The 11,510-nt window shown below is 72.3% G+C and carries 13 protein-coding genes and 1 pseudogene; 4 read left to right on the top strand and 10 right to left on the bottom strand.

Annotation, left to right across the window (positions count from 1 at the left end; all coding sequences use genetic code 11):
* The 4 genes from AC1DP0_RS10110 to AC1DP0_RS10095 form a co-directional block, all read right to left on the bottom strand.
* Positions 1-101, bottom strand: a 101-nt coding sequence (locus AC1DP0_RS10110; protein WP_478084235.1) for a CoA transferase, incomplete at its 3' end; no start/stop codon positions are given.
* A 47-nt stretch (positions 102-148) separates the two neighbouring features.
* Positions 149-409 carry a hypothetical protein gene (locus AC1DP0_RS10105; protein ID WP_478084233.1) on the bottom strand — a complete coding sequence of 87 codons (261 nt, stop codon included), beginning with the start codon at positions 407-409 and terminating at the stop codon, positions 149-151.
* Complete coding sequence (locus AC1DP0_RS10100) at positions 406-786, bottom strand: sterol carrier family protein (RefSeq protein WP_478084230.1); 381 nt, start codon at positions 784-786, stop codon at positions 406-408. The genes AC1DP0_RS10105 and AC1DP0_RS10100 overlap by 4 nt, the downstream gene beginning before the upstream one ends.
* Positions 787-827: 41 nt before the next feature.
* Positions 828-1,712 (bottom strand): LLM class flavin-dependent oxidoreductase, encoded by an 885-nt coding sequence (locus tag AC1DP0_RS10095; RefSeq protein WP_478084227.1) that lies wholly within the window; start codon positions 1,710-1,712, stop codon positions 828-830.
* Positions 1,713-1,800: 88 nt separating this feature from the next.
* Here AC1DP0_RS10095 and AC1DP0_RS10090 point away from each other — a divergent pair, with 88 nt between their 5' ends.
* Positions 1,801-2,226 (top strand): VOC family protein, encoded by a 426-nt coding sequence (locus AC1DP0_RS10090; RefSeq protein ID WP_478084225.1) that lies wholly within the window; start codon positions 1,801-1,803, stop codon positions 2,224-2,226.
* A 26-nt stretch (positions 2,227-2,252) separates the two neighbouring features.
* Positions 2,253-3,086 carry a spermidine synthase gene (locus tag AC1DP0_RS10085; RefSeq protein WP_478084223.1) on the top strand — a complete coding sequence of 278 codons (834 nt, stop codon included), beginning with the start codon at positions 2,253-2,255 and terminating at the stop codon, positions 3,084-3,086.
* Between the two features lie 54 nt (positions 3,087-3,140).
* On the opposite strand, the gene purL is transcribed toward AC1DP0_RS10085, so the two are convergent.
* The 4 genes and pseudogenes from purL to AC1DP0_RS10065 form a co-directional block, all read right to left on the bottom strand.
* Complete coding sequence (gene purL, locus AC1DP0_RS10080) at positions 3,141-5,441, bottom strand: phosphoribosylformylglycinamidine synthase subunit PurL (RefSeq protein ID WP_478084220.1); 2,301 nt, start codon at positions 5,439-5,441, stop codon at positions 3,141-3,143.
* A complete protein-coding gene (gene purQ / locus AC1DP0_RS10075; protein WP_478084218.1) occupies positions 5,438-6,133 on the bottom strand; it encodes a phosphoribosylformylglycinamidine synthase subunit PurQ in 696 nt (231 codons plus the stop codon). Before purQ ends, purL begins: the two co-directional genes overlap by 4 nt.
* Before the next feature lie 110 nt (positions 6,134-6,243).
* A pseudogene (gene purS / locus AC1DP0_RS10070) lies at positions 6,244-6,492 on the bottom strand (phosphoribosylformylglycinamidine synthase subunit PurS); the annotation flags it as partial.
* A gap of 95 nt (positions 6,493-6,587) precedes the next feature.
* A complete protein-coding gene (locus tag AC1DP0_RS10065) occupies positions 6,588-7,217 on the bottom strand; it encodes an LURP-one-related family protein (protein ID WP_478084217.1) in 630 nt (209 codons plus the stop codon).
* 35 nt (positions 7,218-7,252) lie between these two features.
* Here AC1DP0_RS10065 and AC1DP0_RS10060 point away from each other — a divergent pair, with 35 nt between their 5' ends.
* Positions 7,253-8,560 carry a GNAT family N-acetyltransferase gene (locus tag AC1DP0_RS10060; RefSeq protein WP_478084214.1) on the top strand — a complete coding sequence of 436 codons (1,308 nt, stop codon included), beginning with the start codon at positions 7,253-7,255 and terminating at the stop codon, positions 8,558-8,560.
* 101 nt (positions 8,561-8,661) lie between these two features.
* Positions 8,662-10,398, top strand: coding sequence for an HNH endonuclease (locus tag AC1DP0_RS10055; protein WP_478084210.1), 1,737 nt, complete (start codon positions 8,662-8,664; stop codon positions 10,396-10,398).
* A gap of 24 nt (positions 10,399-10,422) precedes the next feature.
* On the opposite strand, the gene AC1DP0_RS10050 is transcribed toward AC1DP0_RS10055, so the two are convergent.
* Together AC1DP0_RS10050 and AC1DP0_RS10045 are read right to left on the bottom strand one after the other, a co-directional pair.
* On the bottom strand, positions 10,423-11,316 hold the full coding sequence (locus AC1DP0_RS10050) for a phosphoribosylaminoimidazolesuccinocarboxamide synthase (protein ID WP_478084209.1): 894 nt from the start codon (positions 11,314-11,316) through the stop codon (positions 10,423-10,425).
* A partial coding sequence (locus tag AC1DP0_RS10045; protein ID WP_478084208.1) for a phosphoribosylglycinamide synthetase C domain-containing protein occupies positions 11,313-11,510 on the bottom strand: 198 nt, incomplete at its 5' end. The genes AC1DP0_RS10050 and AC1DP0_RS10045, both read right to left, overlap by 4 nt.

Below are 11,510 nucleotides of genomic sequence, written 5' to 3'. Positions count from 1 at the left end.
TCACCGGGCCGGTCGACGCGGACGACGTCCGCGCCGAGGTCGGCGAGGAGCATCGCCGCGAAGGGGCACGGGCCGATGCCGGCGAGCTCGACCACGCGCACGCCGGCAAGCGGCCCCGGACGTGCCGAGCCGTCGCCGGCCGCCGGGGTCACGGCTGGTCGCGACCGGAGCGGTCGAGGAGGATCCCGAGCACACCGGCCAGGCCGGTGCCGAGGAAGGCACCGAGCGCGCCGATGTAGAGCGCGCCGGTGGTCGTCGTGTAGCCCTGGACCTCGTCGCCCACGATCGAGATGACGGCGCCGACGATGAATCCGAGGACGGCGCCCGTGATGAGGAAGCGCTTGAAGTTCGGGATGCGGTGACGCTCGGTGCGCGAGTGCGGCGGGGTGTTCGGCGAAGGCTGTGTCACGGGTCAAGCCTAAGCGAGGCGAGCGGCAGCAGGCCGTCGAGGTGGGCGCGCTGACCGCTGGCCCGCACGAGCGCACCGCCGGTTGCCGCCTCCCACGTCAGGTCGCCGACCGCGAGGCGCAGCCACGTCGCGGCGTCGGTCTCGATGACGTTGGGCGGCGTGCCCCGCGTGTGCACCGGGCCCTCGATGCACTGGACGGCGCCGTGCGGCGGCACCCGCACCTCCACCGTGCGGCCGGGCGCGATGGTCGCGAGCTCCTCGAGGGTGTAGCGGACGGCGGTGGCGGTCGTGCGACGGTCGGCCGCCCAGCCGGCCGCCCGGCACGCCTCCAGGGCGGCATGTCCCTCGGCGACAGGGGTACGGCGACGCGGCGGCATACCCGCAGGTTATCGGCGCCCACCCACGGCGACACAGCCCCTCAGCGCAGCCGCGGGATGACGTCGGCGGCGACCACGTCGAGGACGTCGCGGGTGCCGTGGAACGGCTCGGTCGCCCGCGGCCAGTGGGTGATGACGTCGGTGAAGCCGAGCTCCGCAGCCCGACCGACGGCATCCTCGAAGACGGCGGCGCTCGTCAGCGAGAAGGTCGGCGCGGAGTCGAGGTTGAGGTACCGCCCGAAGGCACTCGCCTCACGCCCGGCCGCCTCGAGCGCTTCGTCGACTCGGCGGCTGTGGCCGCCCACGAGGGCCCACCACTCCTCGTCGGTGTCGGCGTTCCCTCCGTAGGTCATCCACGCGTCGCCGCGCTCGACCGCGAGGTCGATCGACCTCGGCCCGTTGGCCGCGATGATGAGCGGCACGTCGTTACCGGCGTCACCGGAGCCGCGGACGGGGCCGGGCAGGGTGCGCACGTCGCGGGCCGCGTAGAAGCGGCCGTCAGCCGTGACGTGGTCCTCGGTCAGGAGCCGGTCGAGCAGGCGGGTGAACTCGTGGAACCGGGCGACCCGGTCGCGGAGCGGGAGGTCCTCGCCCATGATCCCTGCGTCGATGTCCCCGCCGGAACCGATGCCGAGGAGCAGGCGGCCGCTCGAGATGTCGTGGAGGGCCAGCACCTCGCGCATGAGCTGCACCGGGTGGTGGTTGTTGGGCGAGGACACGAAGGTACCGAGGCCGATGCGGTCGGTGACTGCGGCCGCAGCGGCGAGCGTCGGCACCGCGGCGAACCACGGCGATTCGGGCAGGCCGCCCCACGTCACGTGGTCGAAGGTCCACGCGTGGTCGAACCCCATCTGCTCGGCCTCGCGCCACATCGGCTGGGCCTGCGGCCAAGAGTGCTCGGGCAGGATCGTGAGACCGAATCGCATGCCCCGACGGTAGTCCCGAACCGCTGACGCCGGCGGGACCGGGTAATAGCGTCGGAAGGACCACCCGTACCTCCCCGAAGGAGCCGCCATGTCCAATCTCGTCGTCCACTTCGAGATCCACGGCTCGGAACCCGAGCGCCTGGCCGACTTCTACGGCCGACTGCTCGGCTGGTCCTTCCAGCAGTTCGGCGACATGCCCTACTGGTCCATCGACACCGGCGACGAGGCGGCGAGGCAGGGCGGCGTCGGCCACGGCATCAACGGCGGCCTGACGCAGCGCCAGGGTCCCCGGCCCGAGGTCAGCGGGCCCGTCAACGGCGCCAACCTCGTCATCGCCGTCGACGACGTCGACGGCCTCTACGCCCAGGGCCTCGAGCTCGGTGGGTCCGATGCCCTCGCTCCCGCCGACATGCCGGGCGTCGGGCGCCTCGCCTACCTCCACGACCCCGACGGCAACGTCTTCGGCCTCATCTCGCCGGTCCTGTCCGACGGCACCACCGCGATGGGGTCCTGACCCCGCAGCCTCCTACGCTGGGTCGCGTGACGCCCGACCCCCGCGCCGACACCGCACCGCACGTCTCGCTCGAGTGGGACGAGAGAGGTGGAGTCACGGTGCACATGGACGGCTCACCACAGTCGCACGTGCAACCCGACGACCCCACGCTGCTCGTCTTCGAGTACGTCCAGCACCTCGCCCTCGCCATCGACGCCATGACGCCCGGGCCGCCGGGTCCGCTGGGCGTCACGCACGTCGGTGGCGCCGGACTCACCCTGCCCCGCTGGGTCGAGGCCACCCGTCCGGGGTCCCCGCAGATCGTCCTCGAGCCCGACGAGGCCCTCACCGACCTCGTGCGCCGCGAGGTCCCGCTCCCCCGGCGCCACCGCATCCGCGTGCGCCCGGTCGACGGGCTGACCGGGGTCCGCGCCCTCAAGGACGACTCGGCCGACGTCGTCGTCACGGATGCCTACGCGGGAGGGCGGGTGCCCGCGGAGCTCGTCGGGACGGCATACGTCCACGAGGTCGCGCGGGTGCTCAAGCCGACCGGGACGGCCCTCTGGAACCTGGCGGACGAACCTGGGATGCGTTGGGTCGCAAGGGTCGTCGCGACGGTGGCCACCTCGCTGCCGCACGTCGCCGTGATCGCGACCCACGAGGTGCTCAAGGGCCGGCGTTTCGGCAACTCGGTGCTCGTCGCGAGCGCCGCCCCGCTGTCGGCCGAGGCGTTGCGTCGCGACGTCGCCCGAGCGAACCTGCCGACCGGGCTGCGCGAAGGAGCTGCCCTCTCGCGGCTGCTCGCGGGATCAAAACCCTTCGACGAGAGGGGAATGCAGAGCCCGCCACCTCCCGAGGCCGGGAGGTGGCGGGCGCGCTGAGCCTGCTGGGACCGCTGGGTGGGACCTCGGGGTGGGACCGCCTGCTGGGGACCGTCAGCCGCCGAAGACCGCGGGCAGCGTGAACTCGTGGGCCGACTTCATCTCGGCCACGGAGAGCGCGAAGTGGCCGACGACGTCGAGGTCGCGTCCACCTGTGACGCCGATCCGGGCGTGCGGCACGTCGCCGAGCATCGCCTCGAACTCGACGGCGCGCCCCGCCGGCACCGCGACGAGCGCGCGGGCGCTCGACTCGGAGAAGAGCGCCGTGAACGCGTCGAGCGGGTTGCCCTCGGCGTCGGCGCCGACCCGGTCGAGGCCGTCGATCGTCACGCCGACACCGTGGCGCATGCACGCCTCAGCGAGTGCGATGGCAAGGCCACCGTCGGAGAGGTCGTGGGCCGCCTCGACGACACCGGTGCGGGCGGCTTCGACGAGGACCCGGCCGAGCGCCTGCTCGGCCGCCAGGTCGACCTTCGGCGGCAGGCCACCGAGGTGCTTGTGGACGACGTGCGCCCACTCGGACCCGTCCAGCTCGTCACGGGTCGTGCCGAGGAGGTAGACGTGCGCGTCGTCGCTGCAGAAGCCGGAACCGGACCGCTTGGACACGTCGTCCATGACCCCGAGCACGCCGATGACGGGCGTCGGGTGGATCGCGACGTCACCGGTCTGGTTGTAGAACGACACGTTGCCGCCCGTGACGGGGATGCCGAGGAACTTGCAGCCCTCCGCGATGCCGCGGATCGCCTCGCGGAACTGCCACATGACGCCCGGGTCCTCCGGCGAGCCGAAGTTGAGGCAGTCGGTGACGGCGAGCGGCGCCGCCCCGGCCGTCGCCACGTTGCGGTAGGCCTCGGCGAGCGCGAGCTGCGCGCCGGCATACGGGTCGAGCTTGGCGAAGCGGCCGTTGCAGTCGGTGGACACGGCCACGCCGCGTCCCGTCTCCTCGTCGACGCGCACGACGCCCGAGTCGTCGGGCTGGGCGAGCGCGGTGTTGCCGAGGACGTAGCGGTCGTACTGGTCGGTGATCCACGACTTGTCGCAGAGGTTGGGCGAGCCGAGCAGCGTCAGCAGCTGGGCCCGGATCTCCTCTCCCGACTCGGGCTTGGCCAGCTCGGCCGCGCCGGACGCGTTGAGCTGGTCGAGGTATGCCGGCCGGGCCAGCGGGCGGTCGTACGTCGGGCCCTCGTGGGCGACCGAGCGCGGCGGCACGTCGACGATGACCTCGCCGTGCCAGGTGATGACGAGGTGGTCGCCGTCGGTGACCTCGCCGATGACGGTGGCCTCGACGTCCCACGTGTCGGTGATGGCCATGAACTGCTCGAGGTGCTTCGGCTCGACGACGGCCATCATGCGCTCCTGCGACTCCGACATGAGGATCTCCTGCGGCTGCAGGCTCGCGTCGCGCAGGGGGACGAGGTCGAGCTCGACCTGCATGCCGCCGTCGCCGTTGGAGGCGAGCTCGCTGGTGGCACAGGAGAGTCCGGCGCCGCCGAGGTCCTGGATGCCGTCGACGACACCCGCCTTGTAGAGGTCGAGGCAGCACTCGATGAGCACCTTCTCGGCGAAGGGGTCGCCGACCTGGACGGCCGGGCGCTTGGTCGGGCCGCCCTCGTCGAAGGTCTCGGAGGCGAGCACCGAGACGCCGCCGATGCCGTCGCCGCCGGTCCTGGCGCCGAAGAGGATGACCTTGTTTCCGACACCGGACGCCTTGGCGAGGTGGATGTCCTCGACGCGCATCGCGCCGACGCAGAGGGCATTGACGAGCGGGTTGCCCTGGTAGCAGTCGTCGAAGACGACCTCGCCGCCGATGTTGGGCAGACCGATGCAGTTGCCGTAGCCACCGACGCCCGCGACGACGCCGGGCAGGACGCGCTGGGTGTCGGGGTGGTGCAGGTTGCCGAAGCGGAGCGGGTCCATGACGGCGATCGGGCGGGCCCCCATCGACATGATGTCGCGGATGATGCCGCCCACACCGGTCGCGGCGCCCTGGTAGGGCTCGACGTAGGACGGGTGGTTGTGCGACTCGACCTTGAAGGTCACCGCCCAGCCGTCGCCGATGTCGACGACACCGGCGTTCTCACCGATGCCGACGAGGAGCTTCTCGCGCATCTCGTCGGTGGTGTTCTCGCCCCACAGCTTGAAGTGGATCTTGCTCGACTTGTAGGAGCAGTGCTCGCTCCACATGACGGAGTACATCGCGAGCTCGGCGATCGTCGGGCGACGCCCGATGATCTCCCGGATGTTGGCGTACTCGTCTGGCTTGAGGCCGAGCTCGGCCCACGGCTGCTCGACGTCGGGCGTCGACGACGCGTGCTCGACGGTGTCGAGCTGGGGCTTGCTTGCGATGTCGGTCATGCGGTGGCCGCGCTCTCGAGGGTCTGCTTGATGATCGAGGTGAAGAACCCGCGACCGTCGAGGCTCGGGCCGTAGCCCTGCTCGACCGCGTGCTCGGGGTGCGGCATGAGGCCGACGACGTTGCCGCGCTCGTTGGTGATGCCCGCGATGTGGCGGTAGGAGCCGTTGGGGTTGCGGCCCTGCGCGTCCGGCACGTAGCGGAAGACGACGCGCCCCTCGCCCTCGAGCCTGTCGAGCGTCTTCTCGTCGGCGACGAAACCGCCCTCGCCGTTCTTGAGGACGATCGTGATCTCCTGTCCGGCCTCGAAGTCGGAGGTCCACGCGGTCGAGGCGTTCTCGACGACGAGCCGCTGGTCGACGCAGTTGAACTTGCGGTGGTCGTTGCGGATCAGCGCGCCGGGCAGCAGGTGGCTCTCGGTGAGCACCTGGAAGCCGTTGCAGATGCCGAGGACGGGCAGGCCCCCCTGGGCCGCCGGCACGAGCGCCTCCATGACCGGGGAGAAGCGGGCGATGGCGCCGCAGCGCAGGTAGTCGCCGTAGGAGAAGCCGCCGGGGAGGATGACCGCGTCGACGCCTCGGAGGTCCGCGTCGCCGTGCCAGAGCGGGACGGCCTCGCCGCCGCACTCGCGGACGGCACGCGCCGCGTCACGGTCGTCGAGCGAGCCGGGGAACGTGACGACGCCGACCTTCACTGCGCGTCGTCCCCTGACTCGCCGGCGGCCTCCGCGTCGCCGGCGTCGTCGGTGTCGCCGGTGTCGCCGGTGTCGCCGGTGTCGCCGGTCTCGCCGTTCTCGTCCACCGCGTCGTCGAGCACGCGCACGGAGACGACGTCCTCGATGACGGGGTTGGACAGGAGCGTCTCGGCCGCCTCGCGGGCCGCGGTGAGGTGCTCGTCCGTCACGTCACCGTCGACGGTGAGCACGAAGCGCTTGCCCTGGCGGACGTCCGTGAACCCGCCCAAACCGAGCCGCGGGAGGGCGCCGTTGACGGCCTGTCCCTGGGGGTCGAGGATCTCGGGCTTGAGCATGACGTCGACGACGATGCTTCCCATCAGTGGTGGTTCTCCCTGCGCTGGATGGGCGATGGTGGCGTCCCGAGGGACGGCCCGAGTCTATCGGGCGCCACGGCGGCGTCAGGACAAACGTCTCAGCGCGACTGGAGGGCGTCGAGAGCCACGGCCATGGCCATCCCGACGCGCCAGTCGATCGGCCTGCCGTCCGCGAGCGCGGGGAGCGTCACGCGGTACACGTCCCTGATGCCGGCCCGCTTCGTCGAGCTGAGCGCGAGCGACCCGTCGGGGGCGACGAAGTCGAAGTGGAAGAGAAAGGGTCCCGGGAAGTCGCCGACGACCGGGATGACCTCCCACAGCCGGCGCCCGACGGCGACCTTGGCGTTGCGCTCCTGCCCGATGAGCTCGCGCCCGTCGGGCAGCCCGAGCGTCCACGTGGAGGTGACGAGCGAGGCCCTGAAGTGCTTCTTGAACCAGCCGATGGGCTGCCCCTGGCTGTCGGTGACGTCGTACGTCGATCCGAGGTCGAGGCGCCTGCGGGCCTTGAACCCGAAGAGCGGGTGCTGCTTGGCGGCGTCGGTGTAGAAGGTGACCTGCTCCTTGGCGGCCATCCGCTTCTGCTCGGCGAAGCACAGCAGACCGAGCTCCTTGCCGTTGTCGTCGGCGCGGATGATCTCGTAGCGGTTGACCATCATCGTGAGCTGCTGGCGGAGCACGTAACGCTCGGCGGAGCCCTCGGAGATCGCGTCAGCGCCCGGCTCGGTCATGCCGACAGCGTATGCCGGGTGGCAGGGTTGGCCGGGTGACCCACCGCGTGCGCCCGGCCAGTCCCGAGGACCTCCCGGCGCTGCCCACCATCGAGGAGGCGGCTGACGCACTCTTCGCCGAGCACGGCGTCGGCCCGCTCCCACCCGGGGCATCGCACGTCGACGACCTCGGGAGGGCGACATACGTCCTCGTCGCTGGAGACCCGGTCGTCGGCTTCGCACGGTTGGAACGCGTCGATGGCGAGGCGCACCTCGAGCAGCTGTCCGTGCACCCGTCGGCGACCCGCCGGGGCCTCGGCGCGGCCCTGCTCGACGCGGCGGCCGAGTGGGCGGCGCGGAGCGGGCACGAGGCGCTGACGCTGTGCACGTTCGCCGACGTGCCGTGGAACGCGCCCTTCTACGAGCGGCACGGCTTCGTCGAGGTCACCGAGCTCGGCCCCGGCCTGCAGGCACTGCGCGACACCGAGCGTCGGCTCGGGCTGGACGCCGCTGGTCGACGCGTCGTCATGCGCCGCGGCGTGGGCCCGTCGGCCGTGCTCGCTGATCTCACCTCGGCGCTCGTGGTCGCGCTCGGCGCAGACCTGCTCGGTCTCCACGTGCACGGTTCGCTCGTGGCAGGGGACTTCACGCCCGCGCGCAGCGACCTCGACGTGCTCGCCGTCGTCACGCGCCCGCCGGACGACGCGATGCTCACTGCCGTGGCGCCGGTGCACGCGCAGCWCGCCCGGCGCCACCCCGCGTGGCGCGGTCGGGTGGAGGTCGAGACGGTGGCGCGCTCGACCGTGGAGGCGTTCGTGGCGGGGGTCGGCACGGTCGCCGGTGAGGGCCCCGACGCGATCATGCGCATCAGTCCGGGCGAGGAGCTGCACCTCCTGCCGGCGACGCCGCACCGCGTCCTCACGTGGTCGACCGTCCGTGAGAAGGGACGTGCGCTCGTGGGCCCTCCGGCGCAGACGGTCCTGCCCGCGATCCCTCCCCGCCTGGCGCGGGCGGCCCTGCTCGACCACGTGCGTGACTGGCCGACGTGGGTCGAGGACATGCGCCAGGTCGGAGGTCAGTCCTACTCGGTGCTGTCGCTCTGCCGCGCCTGGTGCGCCGTGGTGGAGGGCGAGCAGCTGTCGAAACGGGGCGCGGCCGACCGGTTCGCCGCGGCACGGCCCGACGACGCCGAGCTCGTCCGGTGGGCTCGGGACTGGTGGTACGCGGCCGGCTCCGACGACGAGCCCGGTCGCCGTGCGGAGGTCCGGGACTTCGTGACCCGAACGAGCCGGGACGTGCTGAAGCCGGCCACTGACAGCGCCGGCGGCCACGGAAGCGCGGACATGAAGCGATCCTCACACTGACCGCCGACATTGCTGCCGCTTCACGGATTACACTGGGCCGCAACACATTTGGCTGTGGGTAACTCTTGTGACGGCCCGCGAGTCCGCATAGAATCGAACACATGATCGAAGAGTTCGGAGTACCGGTGGCAGGACGCGGCGGCCACGCCGACGACCTCACCGCGTTCGCCGCCCTGGCTGCCGAGCTCGCCTCGATCGAGGTCCGATCCTTCGACGACGCGGAGCTCATCGAGGCCCTGGCGACTCTCGAGCGCACCAAGGCGGCCTGCGCCGCTGCGCAGGTCAGGCTCACGGAGCACTTCGTCGATTCCCAGGCGGAGGCGGCCGGGCGGCTCCGTGCCGAGGCTCAGTCGTGCTCCGACGCAGGCGATTTCGACGGCTGGGTCCTCGCCCGCGACCGGGCCCGCGTCCTGGAGCTCGAGCCAGACGCCCCTGCAGCCCGCGACAGCCAGCGCGCCTCTCGGTCAGCGCGGCGGGTGATGCTCTCGCGCACCGGAGTCTCGGCGCAGGTCGGCCTCGCCCGCCACGAGTCGCCCAGCCGTGGCGCCCGACTCGCGAACGCTGCCGTGAGCCTCGTCCGGCACCTCCCCCACACCCTCGCCGCCCTGTCGGTCGGGGCGGTCAACGAGCGCCGCGCCGAGCTCGTCGTCCGCGCCACGAGCCACCTCGACCCAACATTGCGCACCCGAGTCGACGCCGAGGTCGTCGGCGCCCACCTCGATCCTGACGACCCGACGGCGGGTGTCGGGTCGTGGGGCGACCGCGAGCTCGAGCGTCGGGTGCGGGCCTGCGCCGACCGGCTAGACGCCCAGGCCGCCGTCGAGCGGTGCCGCCTCGCCGAGGCCGAGCGCCGCGTGAGCATCCGACCCGTGCCCGACGCGATGGCCCTCGTCTCCGCCTGGCTGCCCGTCGCCCAGGCGGTCGCCGTGCATGCCGCCCTGAGTCGGGCTGCCCTGTCCGCCAAGGCTTCTGGTGACGACCGGTGCAAGGGTCAGGTCATGGCCGACACCCTCGTCGAGCTCGTCACGGGGCAAGCCCGGGCCGACGCCGTCCCGGTCGAGGTCCAGCTCGTCATGACCGACCGCGCCCTCATCGAGGGTGACGACACCCCGGCTCACGTGCCCGGCTACGGCCCGGTTCCGGCCGGCTTGGCCCGCGGTCTGGTCGCGCGTGATCAGGGCGCGGCTCCGAGCACCGCAGCCGTCGCGGCCGCCGGCCGAACCGCGGGAGGACTGCCGGACCCAGCCGAGAGCGGACCGCCCGAAGAGGTGCGAGTGTGGCTGCGTCGGCTCTTCACTCATCCGTCCACGGGCACGCTCGTCGCGATGGACAGCGGGCGCCGCCTGTTCCCGGCCGGCCTGCGGCGTTTCGTGGTCGCGCGCGACGGCACCTGCCGCACGCCGTGGTGCGATGCCGCCATCGCTCACGCGGATCACGTCGCTCCGTACGCCGAGGGCGGCACGACGAGCGCAGCCAACGGCCAGGGGCTGTGCGTGCGCTGCAACCTCGTCAAGGAGGCCCCCGGCTGGCAGTCAGAGGTGGTGCACCCGGGGCCGCTGATGCGGGACGGCACGCCCCGCGAGCAGCGGGACGCTGTCGCCGCTCAGGCCGTGTCGAGTGCGGGTCGACTGCCGCACACGGTCCGCAGCACGACGCCGACGGGTCACTCCTTCCTGTCGACAGCACCGCCTGTCCTGCAGGGCGTCACACCGACCGCGCCCGCACCTGCGGCCCGCCCAAGACGCGTTGCCCCGCGGATCGCAGTGATGGGCAACGGCATACGACTCGAGCTGTACCAGCGGCACGACGTGGAGGTCGAGCTCGCTGAGGCTGGATAGTGGCAGCCTGTCGCAACGATCGCGTCAGAAGGTCTCGCCGGTGAGGCGCTCGTAGGCCTCGACGTACTTCGCGCGCGTCTGCTCGACGACGTGGTCGGGCAGCTCCGGCGGCGGCCCGCCGGCCTTGCGGTCCCAGCCGGACTCGGCCGAGGTCAGCCAGTCGCGGACGAACTGCTTGTCGTAGGACGGCTGCGGGTGCCCCGGCTCCCAGAGGTCCGCGGGCCAGAAGCGCGACGAGTCCGGCGTCAGGACCTCGTCGGCGAGGACGAGGCCGCCGGTGCCGTCGGGCGAGATCCCGAACTCCACCTTGGTGTCGGCGATGAGGATGCCGCGCTCCGCGGCGATCTCGTTGCCGCGCGCGAGGATCGCCCGGGTCAGGCTCGACACCTCGGCCGCGACCTCGGCGCCGAGCTCGGCCTCGACCTCGTCGGGCGACATCGGCAGGTCGTGCTCACCCACGGGCGCCTTGGTCGTCGGCGTGAAGACGGGCTCGGGCAGCTCCGACCCGTYGACGAGCCCCTCGGGCAGGACGACCCCCGACACGGAGCCCTTCTCGCGGTACTCCTCGAGGCCGCCCCCGGTGAGGTAGGCGCGGGCAATGGCCTCGACCTTGAGCATGTCGAGCTTGCGCACGAGCACGGCTCGCCCGGCCACGRCATCGGGCACGTCGGTGGACAGCACGTGGTTCGGCACGAGGCCCGAGAGCTGGTCGAACCACCAGAGCGACAGCCGGGTCAGCACGGCGCCCTTGTCGGGGATCTCGGGCGACATCATCCAGTCGTAGGCCGAGAGCCGGTTCGAGGCGACGAGCAGGAGCTGGTCCGGGACCACCTGCCCGTCCGCCCCCACGGGCGCGTAGAGGTCGCGCACCTTGCCGGAGTAGACGTGGGCGTAGCCGGGGAGGTCGAGCGTGCTCATCGTGCGTCTCCGATCGTGATGTCGCCGCGCTCGGCACGCAGGGCGATGTCGGTGCGGTGGTGCGAGCCGTCGAGCCCGATGACGGCGACGGCGTCGTAGGCCGCCTGCCTGGCCTTCGCCAGCGAGGGCGCCACCGCCACGACGTCGAGCACGCGCCCGCCGGCCGAGACGAGCACCCCGTCGCCGTCGAGGGC

This window comes from Terrabacter sp. P5_B1, assembly GCF_056400505.1.
The sequence above is the reverse complement of the archived record's forward strand: the minus strand, read 5'-3'. Positions and strand labels throughout refer to the sequence as shown.